This window comes from Kocuria dechangensis, from assembly GCF_014636775.1.
Lineage (GTDB): Bacteria > Actinomycetota > Actinomycetes > Actinomycetales > Micrococcaceae > Kocuria > Kocuria dechangensis.
This window is the reverse complement of sequence record NZ_BMEQ01000004.1, coordinates 136,832-160,104: the sequence shown is the minus strand read 5'-3', so window position 1 is coordinate 160,104 and position 23,273 is coordinate 136,832. Positions and strand designations below refer to the sequence as shown.

Genomic DNA, 23,273 nt, shown 5'->3' with positions numbered 1-23,273 from the left:
CTTGTGGCGCCCACTCACCTTATTGTCTTTCCCCGTAGGAACCTCCTGAAACTATGCCCCTATGGGGGTCTGGGAGGGGCTGTGCGCCGCTCTGAGGGACTTGCTGGGATCTGGGGTAGTCCCGTGTGTTTCTGCGGATTCTGGGGGCTTAGCGGGGATCGGCTCAGTAACGGATACGGGGCCGCTGGACCTATCGCAGACACATGATTTGGAAAGTAAATGAGCATGGAAACGTGCAGAAAGTGCATGATTGACATGGAGGGAACGAAATGACCGAGCAGAAGAAGCGTGCTCCGAGGAATCTGGGGCGGGCGGGGAAGAGCCTCTGGAATCGCGTGATGGATGACTACGAACTCAGCCCGGCGGAAGAGGCTGTGCTAGTTGAGGCGGCTCGGGTGATGGACACGCTCGAGCGCCTGGAGACGGAAGCGGCGGGGCAGCCGCTCACGGACTCTTCTCCGCAGGGGCGCGTGGTGAACCCGCTTCTACGTGAGGCGAGAATGCAACGTCAGACTTTGGACCGGCTGGTGAGGTCCCTGGGCATCCCGTTGGTTGAGGGCACCTCGAGGGGGAACCGGCGCGGGAATTCGCAGGAGGAGCCCACGGGGCCGCGGAGCTTCCATGTCGTTGAGGATGCGTCCTGATGGCCCGCAGGGTGGTGCGAGAGGTTGTGGGGCCGGCTGTTCCGAGATGGGTTGTCGAGTATCAGCCGGGGCGGTTCGTGGATCAGGGGGATTGGGTGGTTGCTGTGTGGGATTGGGTGGAGGCGAACCTGTCTGCGGAGCACCGTTCTGCTGCGTATGACTTGATGGAAGCTAGCTTCCAGGCATGGATGGGGGCCGGTCGTGGCGCGTAGGGCTGTCCGGGCAGCGGATCGGGGGCCAGCAGTGCCCCGCTGGTGCGTGGAGTTCCATGAGGAGAGCTGGCCCGGGGGGTTCCGTGAGTGGTCGTCAGCGGTCCGGGCGTGGATCCAAGAGAACCTTTATGCGTGGGAGCATTACGGGGCGTGGATCGACATTACCCGCAACATCTACGTGACGCAGGACGAGCTACGCGCCCGAGGGTACTGGGCGAACGCCGATAGAGCTTAAACAAGTCGGGGCCGTGCCGGCAGTTCTCCTGGAAATGTTTGCAGGGCCTCTGAGATAAGTTTCTCCGAGGCCCTGCCATCCTTACGTGGGCGGATTTCTATTTATTGTGTTTGAAGGTGGCTGTCTTACTAGTATCCCACTCAGTCCAGCCACTATCCCATTTACCGTCGCGGGATCGGGTGATGAATCGGATCCTGTGGTACACGTCCTCGCGTTCGGCCCCTGTGTCCGGGAGTCTGCTTATCGTGCTTAATCTAAATTTTCCTCCGGTGTCCTTGAAGGTGCGAGTGTGTGTCGTGGCGCCCTTTCTCATGGATCGGCGGGGTGTAACTACATAAATTTCTTGCTGAACTTCAAGACGTCGATCTGCTGCACAGTCCAAGCTTATTCGGTAGTTAATTGTTCTCTCGCCATCCTTCGGGTCATCCTGGGCGAGAATGGGCGCCAGCGGGTTGAGCGTGCAGCCGCCCCGGGTCGTTGCTGCCTCGGCCGCTGGTGCAACGGCTAGGGGGCCCGCGGTGGCGGCGAAACCTAAGACGGAAATGAGGGCTATTCTGCGCGCGGCAGGCCGGATCCGTTTTTGGAGGCCCTGGTTTCTGGGCATGATGAAACCCCTATCATTGAGTGGTCCATTTTGGGTGACCCTTATTGCTGATGTCCGTAGCAGGTCAAGTGCCAGCTGTGGATGTCAGGTCTCCGAGTGAGGCTCAATTATTTTGGAAGAGGGTGCGTTACAGGCGCATGACTACTGTTCGGTTGCCACGGTGGTATATATTTCAAAATTGTTATGATGATTCGGGGGTGAAGCTTTTACTCCGAATGGCATGGCTGGACAAGGTCCGGAAAAACGAAGCCCCCCAGCAACGGTGCCGGGGCGCTGTCTTGTCTGTACTACCTGGCATAACTGAGGGCGTGAAACTCACTGCCGAACACATCGCAGCTATCCGGGCCGTATCTGCGCCGGGGATGACTGAGGGCAGCGGGGCTCGCCGGTACCCGTACAACAGGGAGCCCTACGGGCGTGCCCCTATCCCCACGGCCCGGGGCGTCATCGTCGTTGACGGCAAGGTGTTGCGGACCGAACGCGGCCCCGTGGTGGAGTTTTGGCGTGACGCGGGCGCACTGGGCATCCTCGACGTCTTCATTCCCGGGGCATGGGTAGAGCGGATCCGGCGGGATGAGTCGGCATGGCGACACCTGTACGACGAGCATGGAACCGACTGGTGACAAACCAAAGGACGTTTCTGCAACGCTCCGGTTGCCGCACCCATAAATCCTTATGGGTGACGTCCCCGTACCCTCATACCTACTAATGGGTTCCAAGTTCAAAATCGTATTGTTACGCAGGACTTAAACATGACTGCATGGTAGTCACGCACCAGTAACGCCAAATGGGCTCAACTTGTGATTGCCTCAAGCGAAATATATGGCAAAAGCAAAATTGTGGGTCATGTGCCATTGCCGGCAAATCGTAGAATTCGATTCCTAGCCGTGGTGGCCACCTATAAACGAATTTATAAAGTGGCTCCATCTGGGACGACGTAGGCCCGCAGTCGGAGCCTCTACAAGGGAGCGTTCAAATGTCGAATGAATTTGTGAGTGGATTACCGGCAAGTCACCATGACTCAGATCGGATCGGAGGTCTGATGCCCACTCGCAGACAGTCTTTGGCCGTCGGGGCAGGAGTCCTGGGTTCATCGTTATTGGCGGCCCCGGCTGTGTCCGCCACCCCCTTGAACAGTGTGGTAAGGACGGCGACTGCTCAGGAAGATGCTGCCCAGGCGGCTGCAAATTACAGGCAGTGGAGAATTGGGGCTAACAAAGCGGGGGTAGTTAAGTCGAAAAATAGCTTTGCGGCGCATCCTGAGTTCAATTACAGTCTGAAAAATATGAAGACCATTAAGTTCCTGCAGTATGAGAAGCAAAGCTGGGGGATAAATCTTGGGTGGACGGATGATGCCACCGACAAAACCGAAAAGAAAGTGTCCCGATGGTTCTTTACTAGAAGGGGTGAGGAGGGGAGCTCAATACTTTATGGGGAGGATATTGCCCTTGGTAATGGCGGGGGGAAATCCTTCCTCTACTACAGTGAACGACTTCTAGGTATCAACTTGGACTGGTCCGGCACGCAAAAGTTTGAATGGCAAATTTTGGGCGGCAAGAAAGGGACTGTGGTTAAAAGAGATGCCCCTGTCGCCATTTTCAACACCAAAGCGAATCTTTTCTTCATCTACTTTGATCGAAATCGTGGGGGTGACATTGGCTGGAATGATAGCACAAGGTGGGGGACGCAGCTAAAGAAAATGGCGGAGAAAAAAGCCATAGAGCTGATCAAAAAGGAACTTGGCGCGTAAGTCCCGTAAGGATTTTAGGCTCAAGGGATTAGGTCCAATTCTTCGCTATTTCTGCAGTTTCCGATAAGTAGTTGGCAGGCTGGTGCTTTCTATGTCTACCGTTTCCGAAAATTTTGACGGTCCTAGGTTAAGGCTCCAGCAATTACCTCACTGAGCTCATGGCGAAGCGCCCCCGGCAATTTTGCCCGGGGGCGCTTCTGCATTTAGCAGGTGTCAGGCTGCGTCGAGTGCCCGGAGCTTGCCTTCGAGGAGTTCGAGGTTGCTGATGAGGGCTCGGATGCCGGCGGCGTCCAGGTCTTCGGCAGTGATGTTCAGTTCAGCTGCGGTGCGTGCTTCGCCGCTTCCCTTGTTCAGCGCCACGGTGATGCCGTAGCCGTTCTCGTGGAAGGTGCGGGGTGCCGTGGTGTGGAGGACTGAGTCTGGGGCGTCCTCGATGCAGTGGGCGGGCTCGCACTAGGACGTGTGGGCAGAGGTGTGGGTGGTGTTCACGGGGGGCTCCTGAGGGGGTCGGAGTGTTGGTGGGGGAGTGGTCCGCAGTCCGCATGGAGTCCGCAAAAGGCTCGAATACGGACCGGATCAGCCTATGGCTGACTCATACAGAAACCGCGGAATCATGCGGTTAACTGGCCTGTGCTACTGCACACAATCAGACTACGGACATTCCGCTTCAACGTCTGACACGGCGAATGAGCCGCGCCGGCGCGCGGCTCATTCGGACTGGGGCCGTCTGCGGTTCCGCTTGGTCTCGGAGTGCCGGCGTTTGCCTTCGGCCCGTCGGCGCCGCGAGCCGCTCGTGGGCCGGGTGGGTCGCCGGGCGCGAGGCGGAACCAGGGCATCGCGCAGGAGGGCGGCAAGGCGTTGTCTCGCCGCCGTGCGATTGCGCCGCTGCGAACGGTGCTCCGCGGCGCTGATGGTGAGCACCGTGCCCGAGAGTCTCCCGGCGAGCCGGTCGAGGACAATCTCGCGCTGGGTGTCGCTCAGCGCAGTCGTCGTGGCCAGGTCGAGAGAGAGCTGGACCCGCGTGTCGGCGGTGTTGACGCCCTGGCCACCGGGCCCCGAGGCGTGGGAGAACTGCTCGACCAGCTCTCCCGCCGGTACCCTGAGGCCGCGGGGGATGCCGGGGCCCGGGGGCACGCAGAGATCGTCCACACGACGATTGTGCCGCACCTGCGCCGACACCGGACGCGACGTCTCCGGTGAGCACGAACAACGGGCCTCCGGCCGTGACGCGGATCCCCACGTCACGGCCGGAGGCCTTTCCGGGGTCCTGGAGCCGCGGCGGCGGTCAGGACCCCGGTTCGAGCAGGGTCAGTCCTGCTCGCCGGCCGTCCTGCGCGCGGTGTACGGCAGCACGAGCCGGGACCGGTGGGCCGCGTCGCGGTAGATCTTGTGGGTGACGGGCCGGCCCACCGGCAGGTGGAAGGCGTCCGGCGGCAGCAGCGCGTTGTGCTCGTCGGCCAGCGGCTCGTCGCAGGACAGCTCCACCGTCAGGCGGTGACCCGGCTTGAAGGTGTTCGCGAAGGGGTAGAGGCGCACCACGTACTCCTCGATCCTCCCGGGCTCCACCGGCACGGTGCGGGTGTGCGGGTGGTACGGGTTGCCCTCGGTGGTGCGGTCGTCGAGCTCGCGGTGCGAGGCCTTGAGGTAGCCGGTGGTGATCAGCTGGCGCTTCCCGTTGGGGGCCGAGTCCCACAGGCGCAGGATGAAGTTCGTGTCCTCCTGGTCGATCTCCGCGAAGATGTGGGCGGCGCCGGTGCCGATCAGCTCCGTGTCCTCCTCGAACGGCTCGGTGCTCCAGTCGAGGATCTCCACCTTGTCGGTGACCGTCAGCGGGGCCTGGTAGAAGCCGTCGGGGGCGGCGTGCTGCGCCCCCATCAGCTCGGGCTCCGTGGACAGCTTGCGGCGCGGGCGCAGGTAGAGCGACCGGTGCTCCACGTCCTTCGGCGGCCACTGGCTGCCGGTCACCCGCTCGCGCGAGCCCTCCACGAACACGGAGACCGCCGGCTCGTCCATCACGCCGTTGTCGATGCCCTTGATCCAGTAGTCGTACCAGCGGAACATCTTGTCGTGCTCCTCGATGAAGGGGCGCGACTGCATCGGCGGGTAGGAGCCGATGTCCAGCTTCTTGGGGCCCTTCAGCTCGTTGAACAGCTCGATCGTGCCGTCCATGGTCCACCCGCGCCCCTGGTCGATCTGCAGGTAGACCGGGACGTCGATGTTCGGGGCCAGCGTGATGGGGTTGCGCTCCTCGTACCACTCCCCGTCCAGCTCGTTCATCACGATGTCGAACCACGCCTCGTGGTTCTTCGGGTAGTTCAGGACGTGCACCAGGTTCGGCCAGGCGGCGACGTCCGGATCCTGCAGACGCTTCTCGACGAGCTTCTTCAGCTCCTCGGGGGAGTGCTTCTCGATCATGCGGGACTTGACGTTGTCGGTGAACGCCCAGCCGGAGTCGCCGCCGCGGCCCTCGCGGGCGGCGCGCGGCATGAACCACATGACGCCGCCGTGGTAGGTGGTCTCGTAGAAGTCGTAGTGGCCGCCCGAGACGAAGATCGCCTTGAGGTGCGGCGGGCGCTCGGCGGCGGCCAGCACCTGCATGGAGCCGAAGTAGGAGATGCCGACCATGCCGACGTTGCCGTCGCACCAGGGCTGCTCGGCGACCCACTCGATGAAGTCGTAGGCGTCCTGGCCGAGCGAAACGCCGCCGGCGTTGTAGTTGCCGATGTGCTCGCCGCCGGAGTCGCCGGAGCCGCGCAGGTCGCCGATGACGTGCGCGTAGTCCTCCTTGACGATGCGGGCGATGTCGCCGGCCTCGATGCAGCCGTCCCACATGGGGCTGGGGCGCCGCTGCGGCGGCATGGTGAGGGCGAGCGCCTGCAGCTCCTTGCCGTAGGGGCTCAGGGCCACCAGGGCCGGCCGGGGCTTGTCCTCCGTGCCGTGGTAGACGTCCAGGGCCAGCTCGACCCCGTCCCGCATCGGAGCCCTGAGGTCCTTGCGGATATGGATGGTCTCCCCACCGGCATCCCAGGTGTCGACTTCAGCCATGAGTGTGCAGCTCCTTCTTGGACGATCGAGTGCCAGCTTTCCCGCTGGACAGACCTGCTCTCCCGAGCCCGATCATGGACATATTATTATACTAATGTGGTTGTGGGCAAGGTCACGCCCCGTCGCGGGGGCGGCCGGTCGCCGCCGGGCCCCAGCGCCCGGGCACGCGCACAACCCCGTGGTCGATGATGGTCATCGGACACCGAGAAGTCCTACAACCGAGGAGCGAGCGATGACGCACGACGTGAAGGTCCACTCGCTGGTGTCCCCCTGGGGCCGTTTCGGCCTCTACAGTTTCTTCATCGATGCGCCGGAGCCGGCCGTCGTGGACACCGGGATCACCACCTCGCCGGCCGAGGGCATGGCCCCGGCGCTCGAGGCCCTGGGGCGGCGCATCGAGGACGTCCGCTGGATCCTGCTCACCCACGGCCACATCGACCACCTCGGTGGCGCGCACGCCCTGTGGGAGCTCACGGGCCGCCGCGCCCAGGTCGTGATCCACGAGGCCGACGCCCACCTGCTGCGCTCCCGGCGCGCGCACGTGGACCACTACCTCGACGTGCGGCAGAAGTACCTGAACGACCCGGAGGGCGAGGCCAAGCAGACCGGGATGGCCGAGCAGGCCATCTCGGGCGAGATGGAGCCGACCCTGCTGGTGAAGGGCGGCGAGCGACTCTCCCTCGGCGGGGGAGTCTCCGTCTCGGTGCACCACATCCCCGGCCACACCGCCGGGTCCGTCGCCTACGTCGTCGACGGGCAGAACGACGTCTTCGTGGGCGACGCCGTGCAGGCCCACGGCGCCGCCAACGGCTTCCCGGGCTACGAGGACCCGACCGCCTACCGGGCGAGCCTGGAGCACCTGCGGGACGAGGTCCGGCCGAACCGCCTGTTCCTGGGCCACCCGTACCGCGGCCCGGACGGGGAGCCCTACGAGATCGGGCTGGCCGGGGACACCGCCCGGCAGGCCCTCCAGCAGAGCCTCGACCTCGAGGCCCGCATCGCCGAGTCCGCCCGGCGCTGCCTGCAGGACGGTCCGCGGGAGACCGACTCGGTGTACTCCCCGTTCGCCCGGGTCGCCGAGGAGCTCGGCTACACCGGCGACCCCACGCTGGAGCCGTCCCCCTTCTTCACCACGCTCGACGGCTACCTGCGGCGGTCCGCCGCGGCGCGGTGACCCTCCCGGCGTGAGGCGCCCGCGGCGCGTCCCGCGCCGGCGGCGGCAGCACGGCGGCGGCGGCACGACGGCGGCACGCATCGGAGGATGCGTGCCGCCGTCTCCGCGTCACGACGCGGGTTCAGGAGGCCGGGGTCAGGAGGCCGGGGTCAGGAGGCCGCCGCCACCGGGTCCTTCGTGGCGGGTCCGTCGTCCGCCGCGGATCCGTCCCGGCCCCTCTTCCGTGCCAGCGGGACGAACAGGAACGCCAGCCCGGCGACGACCCCGGGGAGGGCGAAGAAGATGAAGTTCATCTGGACCGGCAGGCCCAGCGTCAGGAGGACGCCGCCGAACAGCGGCCCGACGATCGCCCCCATGCGCCCGACGCCCGACGCCAGCCCGATCGCCGTCGACCGCATGAACGACGGGTAGTACTGGGACACGAAGGCGTACGAGATGTTCTGGGCTCCCATGGTGCAGGCGCCCGTGACGGCCACCAGCAGCAGGAGGACCGCCATGTTGTTCCCCAGCCCGAGCAGGGCCAGGGAGATCGCCGAGATCACGTACATGGGCACGAGCACCCTCTTCACTCCCCAGCGATCCGCCAGCCTGCCCAGGACCAGGGTGCCGACGATGGCTCCGACGTTGAGCACGATCATGAAGGTCAGGCTGGAGCCCAGGGCGTACCCGGCCTTGACCATCAGGTTGGGCAGCCAGGTCGTCACGCCGTTGATCATCAGCAGGCACATGAAGAAGGCGACCCAGATCATGATCGTCCCCAGTGCGCGACGGTTCGTGAACAGCGCGCCGACGGGGCTGCCGGGCTCCTTCTCGTGGACTCCCTCGAACTGCGCGTCCGCGGGGAGCTCCGCCGACGGGACGACCTTCGCGAGGGCCGACCGCAGGTCGTCGATCCGGCCCTTCTCCAGGAGCATGGCGGGGGAGTCGAGGAAGTACTTCAGCATGAACGGCAGGAAGAGCAGGGGGATGACGGCGACCCGGTAGACGCTCTGCCAGCCGAGGGCGGGGATGAGGTTCATGGCGACCAGGGCGGCGAGGATGCCGCCGACGGAGAAGAAGCACATCACGACGGCCACCATGGTGTTGGCCATGCCCTTCGGGGCGTAGTCCGTCAGCATCGCGATGAGGGTCGGCAGGATGCCGCCGATGCCCAGGCCGGCCAGGAGCCGCAGGGCCGAGAAGGTGACCGGCTCCGGGGCGAAGCCGCACAGCGCGGTCGCGATGCTGAAGAGGACGACGCTGGCCGCCAGGATCCTCCTCCGCCCGAACCTGTCGGCGAGGATGCCGAACAGGACGGCGCCGACCATCATGCCGAAGAACCCGTAGCTGCCGATGGCCCCGGCCTGGACGGGCGACAAGGACCAGTCCTCGATGAGGACGGGCAGGACCGAGCCGTAGACGACCAGGTCGTACATGTCGAAGGTGATGATGAAACAGGCCCAGAACAGCATTCCGGCGTGGAAGCGGTTGAACCTGGCCTCGCCGATGAGGCCGTGGATGTTGATCGTGGTCATCACAGTGTTCCCTTGGTGGACCGGTGCGGCGCGGAGCGGCCGCCCGGGGCGGTGGGTGACAGAAGGACGGGCGCGGGACGAACGGGCATCCCGCGCACGCGAGGAGTCCCGCAGGGCGGCGCCCGCGGATCCAGGGCATGGTGCGTGCCGAACGGCGGCACGGATCCGAGGATCCGTGCCGCCGTTCGGCCGGGGGCGGCCGGGGCCCACCCCGGCCGGCTCAGCGCCGGTTCAGCGCCGGTCCAGGAACTCGGCCGTCTCCCGGAAGACCCGGTGGAACTCCGGGATCCAGGAGAAGTTGGCGACGAACCCGTGGTTCGCCCCCGAGTAGCGGCTGACCGTCGCGTCCACGCCGGCCTCCGCCAGGCGCTGGCCGTAAAGCTCGCCCTCGTCGCGCAGCGGGTCGTGCTCCGCCGTGACGACCAGGGCGGGCGGCAGGCCGGAGAGGTCCTCCCGCTTGATGGGGGAGACCAGCGGATCCGCCGGGTCGGCCCCGCTCTCGAGGTAGAACGCGTTGAAGGGCTTGAGGCCGGCCGTCTCGAGGCCGTACCCCTCGGCGTTCTCCCGCAGCGAGGCGTAGCGGTCGACGTCGAAGTCCAGGTCCAGGGACGGGTAGAACAGGATCTGGTGCGTGATGCCGTCGAACCCGTCGTCCTTCGCCATCGCGGCGACGGCGGCCACGAAGCCGCCGCCCGAGCTGTCGCCCGCGACGGCGAGGTCCTTGCCGTCCCACTTCAGGCTCTCGCCCTGCTCGGCGGCCCAGCGGACCACCCCGTAGCAGTCCTGCAGGCCGGCCGGGAAGGCTGCCTCCGGAGCCAGGCGGTAGCCGACGGAGACGACCTTGTGGCCGGTCTCCTCGGCCAGGGACCGCGCGACGTGGTCGTGCGTGTCCAGGCTGCCGAGGAAGAAGGCCCCGCCGTGGAAGTAGACCAGCAGGCCGTAGGAGTCGGCCTCGACCGGCGTGTAGATCCGCACCGGCACCTCCCCGGACGGGGTCGACGCCGTGACGTCCTCGACGGCGTGGAGCGGCAGCCGGTCCTCCGGCGGGGGCACCTGGGCGGCCTCGCCGGCGCGCATGGCCTGCGGGTCCAGCGGCGAGCCGTCGAGTGCCGGCAGGGTGGCGAGGATCTTGGCGATTTCCGGATGGATCGTCATGGCGTCAGGCCTGCGACCGGGCCGAGGGCTTCTGGCCGGGGAAGACGTCCTCGACCTCGTCCTCGGTCCACCCCTGGCGGGAGATGCGCTGCAGCTCGTCCGTCACCGGCTTGCGGGTGGCCTGGTACAGGGCCAGTGCCTCCTTGACGGAATCGGCCTCCGCGAGGGCGTCGGCGAGGGCGCCGGCGTCCTCGATGGCCGAGTTCGCGCCCTGGCCCTGGTGGTGCAGCATCGAGTGGGCCGCGTCGCCCAGGAGCACCACCGAGTCGGAGTGCCACGTGCCGACCGGGTCGATGTCGTACACGGCACGGATGTTCACGGTGTCCATGTCGAGGTCGCGGGTCATCTCCACGATCCGCTCGTCGAAGCCCTCGACCGTCGCCAGGAGATCCTCCTTCGTGATCTTCGGCGCCCAGGTGCTGTCCGGGGCCAGGGCGGTGATGTCGAAGGACACCTGGTTGCGGTGGCGCAGCGGCAGCAGGTAGACCTTGGTGCCCTTGCCGATGTACATCCGGAGGTTGTCGTCGTCGATCATCCCGTGGGCGTCGTCGAGGGAGACCACCGCGCGGTAGGCGTGCTCGCCGGAGAACACGGGCCCCTTGTCGCTGAACAGCTGCTGCCGCACCACCGACTTGATGCCGTCGGCGCCGACCACCAGGTCGGCCTCGGCGGTCTCGCCGTTGGTGAAGGTGAGGACGGAGCGGTCGCCCTTGTCCTCGATCCTCTCCAGCTTGTGGCCGAGCTTCACCATGCCCTCGGGGAGCACTCCGAGCAGGGCCTCGATGAAGTCCCCGCGGTGGATCAGGTAGGTGTGGGTCTCCTCGCCGAACTCCGGCCAGGTGTCCTTCATGATCGGGTCACCGGTGGCCGTGAGGATCTCGAAGTAGTCGCTCGGGGAGCTCACCTTCGCGATCGCGTCGAAGATCCCCCACTGGCGGAAGCGGTGCATGGTGGCCGGACGCAGGCCGATGCCGGCGCCGACCTCCCCGATCTGGGCCGCCTGCTCGTACACGGTGACGTCGGCGCCGAGCAGGCTCAGGGCCTTGGCCGCCGCGGCGCCGCCGTACCCCGCGCCGATGATCGCGATCTTGAGGTTCTTGATGTCAGAAGCCTTCATGTCTTCATTCTCTTTCGTGTGCCAGGACGTGCCTGGAAGAACTGGGATGTGTGCTGGTCGGGCGGGGAATCAGCTGCGGATCGACAGGAAGTCGGCCGGGTTGTCGACGAAGATCCGGGTGATCGTGTCCTCGTCGACGGCGTTGTGGCGCAGCTCGGGGATCAGGACCTCGAAGATGTAGTTCACGGTGTGGCCCTTCACGCCCGGCCAGCCCAGCGGGCTGCAGTTCGCGTCGGCCGAGGCGAGGACCCTGTCCGAGTGGCCGCCCTTGACGAAGCGGAGGAAATGGTCCATGCGGTCCTTGCGGGGGCGGGCCCAGAACGGCGGGTCCGGGAGCTCGGTCTCGTAGCCGAACGTGTCGAAGCCGAGGCGGCCGCCCTGCTCGATGATCCACCGGTCCGGGGTCTTCTCGGCGTTCACGCCGTCGTCGACGTGCCCGAAGAGCACGCGGTCCAGCGACAGGCCCTCCTCGTGGAAGATGTTCACCGCGGGCTCGGGGTCGATGGCCAGGTGGGTGAGGACCGGCACCCCGGTGGCGACGGCGGCGCGGGCGGCGGCGCGGTAGATCCGCTTGTCCAGCTCCGTCATGCGGCCACCGCGGCTGACGCCGACCTTGATGACGCCGGCCTTGGATCCGGTGCTCCCGATCCCGACCGTGATCTCGTGGACGAAGTGGCGGGCCAGGTAGTCCACCGACGCCCGCGAGAAGTGCGGCAGCGCGGTGTCGCCGCCGACGAAGCCCGTGCAGGCGACGATGTGCACCCCGGTCTTCTCGGACAGCGACTTGTAGTAGTCGACGTCGCGGCCGTTGCAGATGCCCGTGGCGTCGACGAACGTGCGACCGCCGTACTCGTGGAACTGCCGCAGCTTCGGCACGGTCTCCTCGTACCGCTGCTCGGGCGTCTTCCACCACTTCGTGTCCAGCTCGGAGCCGGGCATGCCGTACCCGATGTGCTCGTGGACGGCCACGTATCCGAGTTCTTCGGCCGGGACCGGTCCCAGCACCGTGTTGATTCTCGACAAGAGCTTCACCTAACAGTTGGAAAGAATGATGTGGGCGCGCGTTCTCAGCGCAGGGTCAGCAGGTTCCGCGGGTTGTCCACGAGGATCCGCCGGGCGTCCTCGTCGGTGAGCCCCGCCGACTTCGCGAAGGGCACGAACGTCGAGGCGACGTAGCCGAACGGCAGCTCGTAGTCCGGGTGTCCCTTGGCCACGCCGATCGCGCTGCTCGAGAGCAGGATCTGGTGGCCGTGGCCGGCCTCGACGAGCTCGAGGAGCAGGGCCGCGCGCTCGCGGTCGTCCACGTGGTCCTCGTCGTCGTCCAGGCCCACGTGGTCCAGGGCGACGAAGGCGCCCCGGCGGGCGACCTCCAGGGGCGCCCCGGCGGCGACCGCATCCCTGCGGTCGAGCCCGCCGACGACGACCCGGTCGGCCGGGAGCTGCTCGTCCAGGACGACGCCGAGGTCGTGCAGCGCGTCCTTCCCGTACCGGATGGAGACCGGGACGCCCGTGGCCAGGGCGGTCCGGGCCGCGCCGCGGAACAGACTCTCGTCGGTGGGGGTCATGCCCTCGCGGGTGGCCGTGGTGGCCACGATGCCCGCGGCGCCGCGCCGCTCCACGCGGGGGACGACCATGCCCTCGATGACCTCCTTGGTGAAGAGGTCGGCGAACTTCTCGGCCGGCCACGGCGTCGGCGGGTTGGTCTGCGGCGTCAGGAAGTAGCCCCCGAGCATCTCCTCGGGGCCCATGCCCGTCGAGGCGACGATGTGCACGCCGGTCGAGCGCGAGAGCGCCTCGTACAGGTTCACGTCGCGGCCGTGGAACATGCCCGTGCTGTCCACGATCGTCCGGCCGCCGGCCTCGCGGAAGTCCGTCAGCTTCGCGGCCAGGATCTCGAAGATCTCGGCCCGGTCCATGGTGATGTCGTACGCGTGCTCCGCGCCCGGAACCACGGAGAGCAGGGCCTCGTGGACCGCGACCACCCCCAGTTCGTCAGCGGGGACGGGGCCGAGCACCGTGTTGATGGTCTTGCTGGTGACAGTCGTTGTATCCGTCATTGGCACAACCTTTCGTCAGCGTCGCGCCGGTTGCGGCATGACGCGCTGGGAAGGATGATGCACCGCGGCCTCTGGAGGAACTCCTCGCCGAACTCGGTGCAGGCGGCTGTGGTCGAAGGAGTCAGTGCACCGGGGGGCCCGAAGTCCGCCTCTGGGCCGTAGTCCACTGCCTGGGAATGTGATCTCTCTTACGTTGTCTACTAAATTGACACGGTGTAAGGCGAAAGTCAAGGAAGGGTCTCCCGGCGGAGGCCGGTGCTGCGGGTTCTGGGGGAGGGGTTCTCGACCCGCGGGTGGGCGGGAGGATGGCCGACGTCGTGGCCGGGGGCTCAGGCGACCGGGTGGACCCTGTGCGCCGCCGGGGGGATCACCGGCTCGTGACGAAGCGGTACTTGAAGTCCTCGGCCCGGTGCACCGCGGACCGCCATCCCGCGGGCAGGCCGCCCGTCGTGTAGAAGGTCGTCTCGATGACGAGCAGCGGGCTCCCCTCGAGCACGCCGAAGGTCGCCGCGTGCTCGGCGGTCGCCGCCGTCGCCCAGGCCTCGTGCTCGGCCCGGTCGAGGGTGATGCCGAACTCCCGCTCCAGCAGCTCGAAGGCGGAGCCCGTGCCCTCCAGCTCCCCGGCCGTGGGGCTGAAGCCCTCGGGCGCCCGGATGTAGACGCTCGCCTCGACCAGCGGCTCGTCCTCGGCCGAGATCAGGCGGGTGAAGTGCAGGAGCCGCTCGTGCGCTGTGATCCCCAGGCGGTGCCGGATGTGGGCGGGCGGCTCCACCCGCTCGATGCCGGAGACCTTGGAGGCCGGGTGCAGCCCGCTCTCGGAGAGGTACTGGTACAGCGCCCCCGGCCGCACGTCGGCCGGCCGGTGCACCCGGGCGCCCGTGACCGGGAACGTCCCCCTGCCCTGCTTCCGGTAGACGTAGCCCTCGCTCGCGAGCTCCTTGAGGGCCTGGCGGATGGGGGCCCGGCTCACCCCGAACCGGTCGAGCAGCTGCGCCTCGGTCATCGGCTTCTGGGGATCCGCGACCCCCTCCGCGACCTCCGTGCGCAGGATGTCCTTGATCTGCCGGTACAGGGGGACCCCGGAGGAGGGGTCGAGCTCGCCAGAAGCCATGGGTCGTCGGCCCTCCAGGTCGTCGGTCACCGGAATGGATCTCCCGGCAGTCAACCACAGACCCGGGACAGCACGGGGGACGCCCGTGGCCAGGACGCCCGCGGCCGGGCGCACCCTTCGGCGGAGGCGCCGCCCGCGCGGCCGGGCGCGGGCGGAGGGCCGCCGCTCAGCCGGTGCAGACCGCCTCGGCGGCGACCAGGACCCCGTCGCTGATGGTCGTCTCCGCGCGCAGGTTCGGCTGCGGGCCGGTGCTCACCAGCAGGATCGTGCGGCGGTAGTGCTCCATCGGCCGGTAGTCCACGTAGCCGAAGCTCGCGGTCTCACGGTAGACGTACGGGCTGCCGTCGGAGCCGGCGCCGGTGCCGTGCACCTGGTCGCGGACCTCGTGGCTGCCGTCGGCGTGCTGCATCCGGACCCTGGTGTACGTCCCGGAGATGCTCACCTGCTCTCCGGCGCAGCCGGTGAAGGTCATCCCGGAGTAGGACCCCCGGGTGACGTCGGCGGGGGCCGCGTGGGCTCCCGCGAGCGGAAAGGCGGTGGCGACGAGGACGACCGCCCCCGCGAGGACTCGACCGGACCGGTGCATAGGACGCTCCTGTGCTGTGGGTTCCCGACCCAGGAGCGGGGGGCGAGGGGCGGGTGGGAACCTCGGAACGACTCCCCTCCCGGCCCACCCTAGGGCTCCGTGTGCGAACGCACAACGCACGAGGGCTCTGTTGCGGCCCGCGTCCGGAGCACCGGGCGCCCGGGTACGGGGACCCAGGAGAGGCGGGGGCGGGGCCGGACCTACTGCTCCGGGTCGGGCCCGGGCGGTCCCACCGCCTCGATGTAGTCCTCCACGTCGACGAGCACCGCGGAGCCGGCCTGCGCCGCGTGGAGCGCGACGGCCAGGCTCTCGACGTCGTCCTCGCGCAGGGGCGCGTCGGGCAGCTCGATCTCGTAGCGGTCCTCGCCGTCGACGACCACGGGGGTGATCTGGGCCTGGCCGGCCGCCAGGTCCACCACGGTCGCGGGGAGGGGCGTGGCGTCCTCCTCGGGCTCGGGCGGGCGGGGGGAGGTGACTGGGGGTTCCATGGGTCCGTCCTCGGGTTCGGGTGTGATGACAGGATACTGACGGTTGCAGGAATCGCGAGGCCCCCTCGCGGGCCGGAGTCGTCCTCCCCGCCCGGCGGCGTCACGCACCCGCGGCGCGCCGCTCCTCGAACCGCTCCGCCCATCCGGCCACGTCCCCGTGCGAGAGCGCCGTGGCCAGCAGGTCGGGGAAGGCGTCCGGGGTGCAGGCGAAGGCCGGCACGCCGAGCTGGGCCAGGGCGCCGGCGACGTCCTGGTCGTAGGAGGGGGCGCCGGAGTCGCTGAGCGCCAGCAGCACCACCACCTGCACCCCCGACCCGGAGAGCTGCCGCACCCGGCGCAGCAGCTCCTCCCGCACTCCGCCCTCGTAGAGGTCCGAGATCAGGACGAAGAGGGTCTCCTCGGGCCGCGTGATGAGCTCCTGGCAGTAGGCGACCGCCCGGTTGATGTCGGTGCCGCCGCCCAGCTGGGTGGCGAACAGCACCTCGACCGGGTCGCCCAGCTGGTCGGTGAGGTCCACGACGTTCGTGTCGAAGACCACCATCGACGTCCTCACCGACCGGATGGAGGCCATGACCGCCCCGAAGATCGCGGAGTAGACCACGGACTCGGCCATGGACCCCGACCGGTCCACGGCCAGGACGATCTCCCGCTCCACCCTGGTGCTGCGCCGGGCGTAGCCGATCAGGGTCTCGGGGACCACCGTCCGGTGCTCCGGCAGCCAGTGCCGGAGGTTGGCGCGGACGGTGCGGTTCCAGTCGATGTCGGCGGGCCGGGGGCGGCGGGTGCGCGCGGAGCGGTCCAGGGCGCCGCGCACGGCGGTCCGCGTGGGCTCGGCGATCCGCTCCTCGACCTCCTTCACGACCCGGCCCACCACCTCGCGGGCGGTGTGCCGGGACTGCTCGGGCATGAGGTGGCCGAGGCTGACGAGGGTGCTCACCAGGTGGACGTCCGGCTCCAGGGCGCCGAGGAGCTCCGGCTCCAGCAGCAGCGCCCTGAGGTCGAGCCGCTCGATGGCGTCCTTCTGCATCACCTGCACCACGGTGGACGGGAAGTAGGTGCGGATGTCGCCCAGCCACCGGGTCAGCGCGGGCGCGGAGGCGCCCAGGCCCCCGCGCCGGCTCCGCCCGGACGGCGCCCCGTCGCCGTCGTACAGGGCGCCGAGCGCCTCGTCGACGGCGCGGTCGTCGGGCGAGAGGGGGAGCCCTCCGGCGCCCGTGCACGCGGCGGCCGACGACGGGCGGTCGCCGCCCACCATCAGCCGCCACCGGCGCCGCCGTTCGGTGTCGTCGACCTGGCTCATGGGACTCCCAACAGGGTGCGGACGGTGGCGAGGACGTCGGCCGCCCCGGCGAGCAGCTCCTGCTCGGCCGCGGGCCCGTCGCGGCCGGGGGTCCGCCGGTGCCCCGCGGCCTCGACGATCCGGCGCTTCTCGGCGGGTTCGAAGGCCCCGAAGGTGCGGCGCAGGTACGGCAGGGCGTCCACGAACTCCTGGGGCGCCAGCGAACCGACCCAGTCGTCCAGGACGCCCAGGAGCCGGTCGTCGTGGATCAGCAGCAGCGCCCCGCCGGCGAGGAAGCCCTCGACCCAGTGCGCCTTCTGCACCGGGGGAGCGCCGCGGGACAGGGCGCGGCGCAGCCGTCCCGCGGCGTCCTCGGCGTCGATCCGCCCGGCGTCCAGGAGCAGGCGCACCAGGCGCCCGGTCAGCACCCCGGGCAGGTCGTGGCGGCCCAGCAGGTCCTCGAGGGCGCCGGCCCACAGCTCGTCCAGGGCCGGGTCCCGCAGCAGGGGCACGGCGTGGTGGCAGGCCTCCAGCTGCTCCCGGACGTCCTCGGCGGCCTCGTCCGACAGCCCGCTCGTCGCAGGGCCCAGGCCCGAGCAGATCCGCACCAAAAGGGCCCCGGCCACGTGGGAGAGGTCGGCCGCGTCCCGTGACCGGACGGAGCCGTAGCGGTGGGCGCGGGCCAGCGGCGGGAACGCCTCCAGCAGACGGCCGATGTCCGCGGTGCGCGCCGAGAGGGCGTCCAGTTGCGCGAGCAGCCCGGGCAGGGCCTCGGGCAGGCCGGCGGTCACGGCGTCGTCGACCGCCCGGGTCACGTCGGCCAGCTCCTCGTGCCGGCGGGCCAGCCGCGCGGCGGCCGCGTCGGGGACGGTGGTGCCCCACAGGGAGGCCTCCACGACCGCCACGGCGAGCTCGGGCCGCCACTGCAGCGCCCAGCCCTCCTTGAAGGTGCCGGTGCCGGTGACCGGCTGCGCGGTGCCCCAGCCGATGCCGAGGACCCGCAGCCGGTGCAGCAGCTGCGAGCGCTCGAGGTCTCCGTCCTGGCGCAGGTCCAGCACGAGGGAGCGGGCCTCCGGGCTCTGCCGGAGCCGCAGCCGCCGGGCCGTGGCCCGGAGGTCGGCCTCCAGGGGGAGGGAGACCGCGGCCTCCGGGACGGACCCCAGGGCCTCGCCCACCACGACCTCCCGGACGACCATGCGCACCGCCGTTTCGTCGCCCTCGCACAGCACGGCGCGCACGGCGTCGAGCACCTCCTCGAGCCCGGCCAGGGGCCGTCCCCGCAGGGCCGCGAGGGTCTCCGCCAGCCGCACGGACTCGATGACGTGGGCGCTGGAGGCCGGGAGGTCGTGGGCCCGCAGCTGCCCGGCGACCCTCGTCATCCACCGGGCGACGGGCCGGTCCGGTGCGGTGAAGAGGTGGTGGTACCAGCCGGGGGAGTCGATCCCCGCGCCGTAGCCGGAGTCCCAGGAGAGGCGGGAGTGGGTCCACGGCACCCAGGTGGCGGTGCACTTCAGCCTGGGCAGGCCCTTGAGCAGCGCGTTGTCCGGGCCGGCGGGCGGGAGCCTGCCCGCCAGCGCCGGCGCGTGGAAGGCCCCGCAGACCACGGCGATCCGCTGGGCGCTGCGCTGCTCGGCCCTCAGCACCTTGCGCATGTGCGCCTCCCGCAGGGCGTCCAGCGGCTCCTCCTGCGGGTCCAGCACCTGCGGGCGCAGTTCCGCCATGGCCTCCGCGAGCGCGTCGAAGGGGTCCCCGTCGGACCGGGACTCCACGACGCCGTCCCACCACCGCTCCGGGTCCTCGTGGCCGGCGGCCCGGGCCAGGGCCGCGATCGGGTCGGCGCGCAGGGCCGGGTCCGCCGGCGGGACGGCGGGGGGCCCGTCCCCGTCGTCCTCCTGCCGGTCCTGCCCCGCGCCGCCGCGGGCCTCCTCCTCGGCGCCGCGGGCCTCCTCCTCGGCGGCGCGCAGCGCGAGGCGGTGCGTCGCCGGCAGGTCCAGGAAGCGGACCCGCACCCCGTGGTCGACCGCCCAGCGCAGGGCCTGCCACTCGGGGGAGAAGACCGCCAGGGGGAAGAACGCGGCCAGGGACGGGCGCTCGGCCGCGTGCGCCAGCACCGCCACCGGGGGCACCAGCCCCGGGTCCGCCAGCAGCGCCACGAGGTCGTCCGCCTCGGGCGGGCCCTCGACCAGGACGACGTCCGGGTGCATCGCCTCCAGGGCGGCCACCACGGTGCGGGCGGACCCGGGGCCGTGGTGGCGCACGCCCAGCACGCGCGTGAGCCGTCCCGCCGGCACCCCGTCGGAGCCCGGCTCGCTCACGCGGTCACCTCGCGGCACGCCCGGTAGAACTCCCCCCACCCGTCGCGCTCGCGCACCACGGCCTCGAGGTACTCGGTCCAGGCCACGCGGTCGCTCACCGGGTCCTTGACCACGGCGCCGAGCAGGCCGGCGGCGACGTCGCCGGGGCTGAGCAGGCCGTCGCCGAAGTGCGCGGCCAGGGCCAGGCCGTTGGTGACCACCGAGATCGCCTCCGCGGTGGAGAGGGTGCCGGACGGGCTCTTCAGCGCGGTGCGGCCGTCCGCGGTGGCGCCCTCCCGCAGCTCGCGGAAGACGGTGACCACGCGGCGGATCTCGTCCGCGGCCGAGTCCACCGGGGGCAGGTCCAGGGAGGCGCCGAGGTCCGCGACCCGGCGGGAGACGATCTCCACCTCCTCGGCGACCGTGGCGGGCAGGGGCAGGACCACGGTGTTGAAGCGGCGGCGCAGGGCGGAGGAGAGCTCGTTGACCCCGCGGTCCCGGTTGTTGGCGGTGGCGATGACGTTGAAGCCGCGCGTCGCCTGCACCTCGGTGGCCAGCTCCGGCACGGGCAGGGTCTTCTCGGAGAGGACCGTGATCAGCGCGTCCTGCACGTCCGAGGGGATGCGGGTGAGCTCCTCGATGCGGGCGATCCGCCCCTCGGCCATGGCCGTCATGACGGGGGAGCGCACGAGGGCGGCCTCGGAGGGGCCGTGGGCCAGCAGCTGGGCGTAGTTCCAGCCGTAGCGGATCGCCTCCTCCGCGGTGCCGGCCGTGCCCTGGACGAGCAGCGTGGAGTCGCCGCTGACGGCGGCTGCCAGGTGCTCGGAGACCCAGGACTTCGCGGTGCCGGGCACGCCGAGCAGCAGCAGCCCGCGGTCGGTGGCCAGGGTGGCCACCGCCACCTCGACCAGCCGCCGCTGCCCCACGTACTTGGGGACGATCCGGGTGCCGTCCGGCAGCGTGCCCCCCATGAGGTAGGTGACCACCGCCCAGGGGGACAGGGCCCAGTTCACGGGGCGCGGGCGGTCGTCCGCGGCGGCCAGGGCCGCCAGCTCGCCGGCGAAGGCCTCCTCGGCGTGGGGTCGCAGGACGGCGGTGGTCTCGGTCATGACAGCTCCTCGTGCAGGGCGGAACGCAGGGTCAGGGTCTCGACGGCACGGTGGAGCGGGGTCCGCCACGCCGCGCCGTCGCCGCGGGCGGTGAGTTCGCGCAGGGCCGCGCCCACGGCCGTCAGGTCCGCGGGCCCGACCCGGTGCAGGAGCATCCGCCAGTGCGCGGCGGTGGGGCCCCCGCCGGTCGGCGCCTCCCGCACCAGGCGCTCCAGCCAGGCCCGCCACACGGCGGCCGGCAGCGGCGCGGCCAGGGCGGCGACCGCGTCCCACGGCCACCGGTCCTCCGGCGACCGGAGGGCCTGCGCCACGAGCCGCTCCTGCTCGGGCCGCTCGAGGAGGCGCAGCAGGTCCTGGTCGAGCGGCCGGACGGCGGACCGGTCGCCGGCGCGCCGGACCTGGCGCGGGCGGTGGACGATCACCGAGGCCAGCCGGCGGTGGCGGAAGGTGAGGGCCGCCGTGCGCAGGTGCGGCCACGGGTCCGTGCCGGCGGCCTCGAGCAGGGCCGCCAGCTCGAGCACGTCGAGGCCGAGGATCCGGGGCCAGGAGTCCGGGGGGACCCGGGAGACCACCTGCAGGACGCGGGCCGGGGCGCTGTCGCGGGGGATCCCCCAGCGCTCGGCGTCCGGGGGGCCCTCCCCGCCGAGGACCAGGCGGGGGGACCGGGCGAGGCGGCGCTGGACGGTGATCCACTCGGCCGCCCAGGCCTCGTGCTGCCGGGCGACCGCGGAGCCCGGGAGCCGCGCCAGGAGGTCCCGGGCCGCGGCGCGCGGTCCCGCGGCCCTCCCCTCCCACTGCCCCGTGAGCAGCGGCAGGTCCTCCGGGCCCAGCCCGACCTCGAGGGCGGGCAGCAGCGCCGCGCGCTCCCGGGGCCGGACGACGGCGAGCTCCTGCTCCAGCAGCTCCCGGCCCAGCGCGGGGTCCGCCGCCCGCAGCGCGCGCAGGGCGGCGGTCCGGGCCTCCGGCTCCGTCGCCCGGGCCCACCGCTCCTGTGCGGAGAGGCGGGGCCTCTGGCCGGGGAACGCGCCCTTGGCGAAGAGCCAGGCGCCGGCCTGTCCGGCCACCGGCTCCAGCACCGCCCAGCGGTCCTCGTCCGCGCCCTCCAGGCACCGGACGAGCGTCGAGGGGGAGAGGCGCAGCCCGCGGGCGGCGACGAGCCGGACCGCCTCGGAGAGCAGCTCGGGGTCGCCCGCGAGCCGCTGGACCACCCCGGCGAGGCGGGGCGGGACGGCAGGGCGGGTCTCCGGGGGCGGCGCCTCCGGCCGGGAGGGGGCGGCGGGGCGGACCCGGGCGCGCCGGGCCGTGGCGTACTGGGCCGCGGCGTCCAGCAGCCGGGGAGCGGGACCCCCTGCTCCTGCCCCGCCGGCCCGGGCGTCCTCGCCGGGCACGCTGATCTCCCCCGGCAGCCCGGCCAGGTCCACGCGACGGGAGGCGCAGCCCAGCGTGGCGGCGACGGCGAGGTCCGGGAAGCCGGTCACAGCACGACCACCGTCCCGTCCTCCAGGAAGGCCGTGGGGGTCAGCCCGTCCGGGCCGATCTCCCCGACCACGGGGAGGGACCGCGCGGCGGTCAGGCCCAGGAGCTCGACCAGCCCGGGCCACCGCCCGAGCAGGGCGACCGCGTCCCCGTCGTCGTCGGTGAGCACGAAGCACCCGCCCACGAGGTCCACGGTCCCGCGGACCACCACGGGCCAGCCGTCGGACCACGGGTCCCGGGCCAGCGTCTCCCGCCACTGCGCCCGGGCCCGGGCGAGCGTGCCGCCCGGCCAGGTGCAGTCCGCGGGCCGGCCGTGCTCGGCGTGCACCGTTCCGAGCGCCGCCCGCAGCGGCGGCCGTCCCGGGTGGAAGTGGAGGTCGGCGTCGACCTCCTCGCCCCGCCGCAGGGGGGTGGCGAAGCCCTCCCCGCCGCGGGAGTAGTAGTGGACGCTCGCCCAGCGCCCGGTGCTGCGCCCGCGCAGCCACAGCGTGCGCGTGCTCAGCCGGTCCTCCTCCGTGTCCCGCAGCCCCACCACGGTCCACCGGTCCCGGACGGGCGGGACGCGCAGGAGCTCCTCGGTGGTCACCGTGAAGCCGACGCGCCGGCGCACCACGGCCGCGAGGTCCTCGTCCAGCTCCGCCGCGCGCGCCCACGCCCGGGCCAGCAGGTGCAGCCGGGCGAGCTCCTCGAGCAATCGCTCGTTCCAGCCGTCGCCGGAGCGCACCACGCGGGGGAGCCGCCGCAGGGCCGAGGCGACGGCGGGGGCCTGGGCGTCCACCATGCGGGCGGCGACCTGCTCGGCCCACTGCTCGGGGTCCCGGGAAGCGGCGGCCAGCCCGGAGGACACCTGGTCCTGGAGCCACCGCTCCAGCTCGGCCATGCCCTCGGAGACGCGCTCCTCGCGGCGGGCGGCGCGCTGCTCGGCGCCGCGGCGCCGGGCCTGGGCCGCGGCGGGGTCCTCGGGCACCGCGTCCGCAGGGGACCCGTCGTCGCTCTTCCTCCGGGCGGCACCGGAGCGGGCGAAGCGCTCGGCGAAGTCGGTGAGGGTCCCCGACTCGTCCAGCCGGGCGTCGGCCCACAGGAGGAGCAGGCCCAGGACGTGCTTGCACGGGAACTTCCGCGACGGGCAGGAGCACTTCCAGCGCCGCGCGGCCACGTCGACCGTGACCTGGTACGGGGTGCTGCCGGAGCCGTGGCACTCGCCCCAGAGCAGCGCGCCCTGCGTCCCGGTCCCGGACCACGGTCCCGGCACGGCCAGCCGCCGCCCGGCCGCCCGGGACGAGGCGTCCGGGGCGACCTCCATCACCTGGTCGGGCGTCCATCGAGGAGTCACACGCGCAGTCTAGGGTGTGCGATCGCACACACCCGGGGGGCGGTGGCGCCCGCGACACGCGGCCGTCACGGAGCGTCACGGGCGGCGCGC

Annotated in this window: 20 protein-coding genes; 4 read left to right on the top strand and 16 right to left on the bottom strand. The window is 70.6% G+C overall.

Annotation, left to right across the window (positions count from 1 at the left end; all coding sequences use genetic code 11):
- Nucleotides 1-269 precede the first annotated feature (269 nt).
- The 3 genes from IEW07_RS05750 (at nt 270) to IEW07_RS05740 (ending at nt 3,445) form a co-directional block, all read left to right on the top strand.
- Nucleotides 270-644 (top strand): terminase, encoded by a 375-nt coding sequence (locus tag IEW07_RS05750; protein ID WP_188535168.1) that lies wholly within the window; start codon nt 270-272, stop codon nt 642-644.
- Between the two features lie 1,359 nt (nt 645-2,003).
- Nucleotides 2,004-2,318, top strand: a complete 315-nt coding sequence (locus tag IEW07_RS05745; RefSeq protein ID WP_188535166.1) for a hypothetical protein — start codon at nt 2,004-2,006, stop codon at nt 2,316-2,318.
- 419 nt (nt 2,319-2,737) lie between these two features.
- Nucleotides 2,738-3,445: a hypothetical protein gene (locus IEW07_RS05740; protein ID WP_188535164.1), complete on the top strand. Its 708-nt coding sequence runs from the start codon at nt 2,738-2,740 to the stop codon at nt 3,443-3,445.
- A gap of 213 nt (nt 3,446-3,658) precedes the next feature.
- Here IEW07_RS05740 and IEW07_RS05735 read toward each other — a convergent pair whose 3' ends face one another.
- The 3 genes from IEW07_RS05735 to IEW07_RS05725 form a co-directional block, all read right to left on the bottom strand.
- Complete coding sequence (locus IEW07_RS05735) at nt 3,659-3,805, bottom strand: hypothetical protein (RefSeq protein ID WP_188535162.1); 147 nt, start codon at nt 3,803-3,805, stop codon at nt 3,659-3,661.
- Between the two features lie 348 nt (nt 3,806-4,153).
- Nucleotides 4,154-4,594 carry an alternative ribosome rescue aminoacyl-tRNA hydrolase ArfB gene (gene arfB, locus IEW07_RS05730; RefSeq protein ID WP_188535160.1) on the bottom strand — a complete coding sequence of 147 codons (441 nt, stop codon included), beginning with the start codon at nt 4,592-4,594 and terminating at the stop codon, nt 4,154-4,156.
- A gap of 159 nt (nt 4,595-4,753) precedes the next feature.
- Nucleotides 4,754-6,490 carry a CocE/NonD family hydrolase gene (locus IEW07_RS05725; RefSeq protein ID WP_188535158.1) on the bottom strand — a complete coding sequence of 579 codons (1,737 nt, stop codon included), beginning with the start codon at nt 6,488-6,490 and terminating at the stop codon, nt 4,754-4,756.
- 232 nt (nt 6,491-6,722) lie between these two features.
- On the opposite strand from IEW07_RS05725, the gene IEW07_RS05720 reads away from it, so the two are divergent.
- Entirely contained in the window at nt 6,723-7,664 is a 942-nt protein-coding gene (locus tag IEW07_RS05720; protein WP_188535157.1) for an MBL fold metallo-hydrolase, read from the top strand.
- A 149-nt stretch (nt 7,665-7,813) separates the two neighbouring features.
- Here IEW07_RS05720 and IEW07_RS05715 read toward each other — a convergent pair whose 3' ends face one another.
- From IEW07_RS05715 to IEW07_RS05655, 13 genes are all read right to left on the bottom strand, one after another.
- Nucleotides 7,814-9,178: an MFS transporter gene (locus IEW07_RS05715; RefSeq protein ID WP_188535155.1), complete on the bottom strand. Its 1,365-nt coding sequence runs from the start codon at nt 9,176-9,178 to the stop codon at nt 7,814-7,816.
- A gap of 231 nt (nt 9,179-9,409) precedes the next feature.
- A complete protein-coding gene (locus IEW07_RS05710; RefSeq protein ID WP_188535153.1) occupies nt 9,410-10,333 on the bottom strand; it encodes an alpha/beta hydrolase in 924 nt (307 codons plus the stop codon).
- 4 nt (nt 10,334-10,337) lie between these two features.
- Entirely contained in the window at nt 10,338-11,450 is a 1,113-nt protein-coding gene (locus tag IEW07_RS05705; RefSeq protein ID WP_188535151.1) for an FAD-dependent monooxygenase, read from the bottom strand.
- A gap of 69 nt (nt 11,451-11,519) precedes the next feature.
- Nucleotides 11,520-12,482: a phosphotriesterase family protein gene (locus IEW07_RS05700; RefSeq protein WP_229741601.1), complete on the bottom strand. Its 963-nt coding sequence runs from the start codon at nt 12,480-12,482 to the stop codon at nt 11,520-11,522.
- A 35-nt stretch (nt 12,483-12,517) separates the two neighbouring features.
- Entirely contained in the window at nt 12,518-13,507 is a 990-nt protein-coding gene (locus tag IEW07_RS05695) for a phosphotriesterase family protein (protein WP_188535147.1), read from the bottom strand.
- Between the two features lie 367 nt (nt 13,508-13,874).
- Nucleotides 13,875-14,618 (bottom strand): GntR family transcriptional regulator, encoded by a 744-nt coding sequence (locus tag IEW07_RS05690; protein ID WP_188535145.1) that lies wholly within the window; start codon nt 14,616-14,618, stop codon nt 13,875-13,877.
- Between the two features lie 166 nt (nt 14,619-14,784).
- Nucleotides 14,785-15,204 carry a hypothetical protein gene (locus IEW07_RS05685; protein WP_188535143.1) on the bottom strand — a complete coding sequence of 140 codons (420 nt, stop codon included), beginning with the start codon at nt 15,202-15,204 and terminating at the stop codon, nt 14,785-14,787.
- Between the two features lie 200 nt (nt 15,205-15,404).
- Complete coding sequence (locus IEW07_RS05680) at nt 15,405-15,692, bottom strand: hypothetical protein (protein WP_188535141.1); 288 nt, start codon at nt 15,690-15,692, stop codon at nt 15,405-15,407.
- Between the two features lie 100 nt (nt 15,693-15,792).
- Nucleotides 15,793-16,992: a VWA domain-containing protein gene (locus tag IEW07_RS05675; RefSeq protein WP_188535139.1), complete on the bottom strand. Its 1,200-nt coding sequence runs from the start codon at nt 16,990-16,992 to the stop codon at nt 15,793-15,795.
- The gene (locus IEW07_RS05670; protein ID WP_229741600.1) at nt 16,989-19,286 is read right to left on the bottom strand and encodes a DUF5682 family protein; all 2,298 of its coding nucleotides are present in this window, start codon (nt 19,284-19,286) and stop codon (nt 16,989-16,991) included. Before IEW07_RS05670 ends, IEW07_RS05675 begins: the two co-directional genes overlap by 4 nt.
- Nucleotides 19,283-20,374, bottom strand: coding sequence for an ATP-binding protein (locus IEW07_RS05665; protein WP_188535136.1), 1,092 nt, complete (start codon nt 20,372-20,374; stop codon nt 19,283-19,285). The genes IEW07_RS05670 and IEW07_RS05665 overlap by 4 nt, the downstream gene beginning before the upstream one ends.
- Complete coding sequence (locus IEW07_RS21415; protein ID WP_188535134.1) at nt 20,371-21,852, bottom strand: DUF5691 domain-containing protein; 1,482 nt, start codon at nt 21,850-21,852, stop codon at nt 20,371-20,373. The genes IEW07_RS05665 and IEW07_RS21415 overlap by 4 nt, the downstream gene beginning before the upstream one ends.
- Nucleotides 21,849-23,183 carry an SWIM zinc finger family protein gene (locus IEW07_RS05655; RefSeq protein WP_188535132.1) on the bottom strand — a complete coding sequence of 445 codons (1,335 nt, stop codon included), beginning with the start codon at nt 23,181-23,183 and terminating at the stop codon, nt 21,849-21,851. Before IEW07_RS05655 ends, IEW07_RS21415 begins: the two co-directional genes overlap by 4 nt.
- Nucleotides 23,184-23,273: the final 90 nt, after the last annotated feature.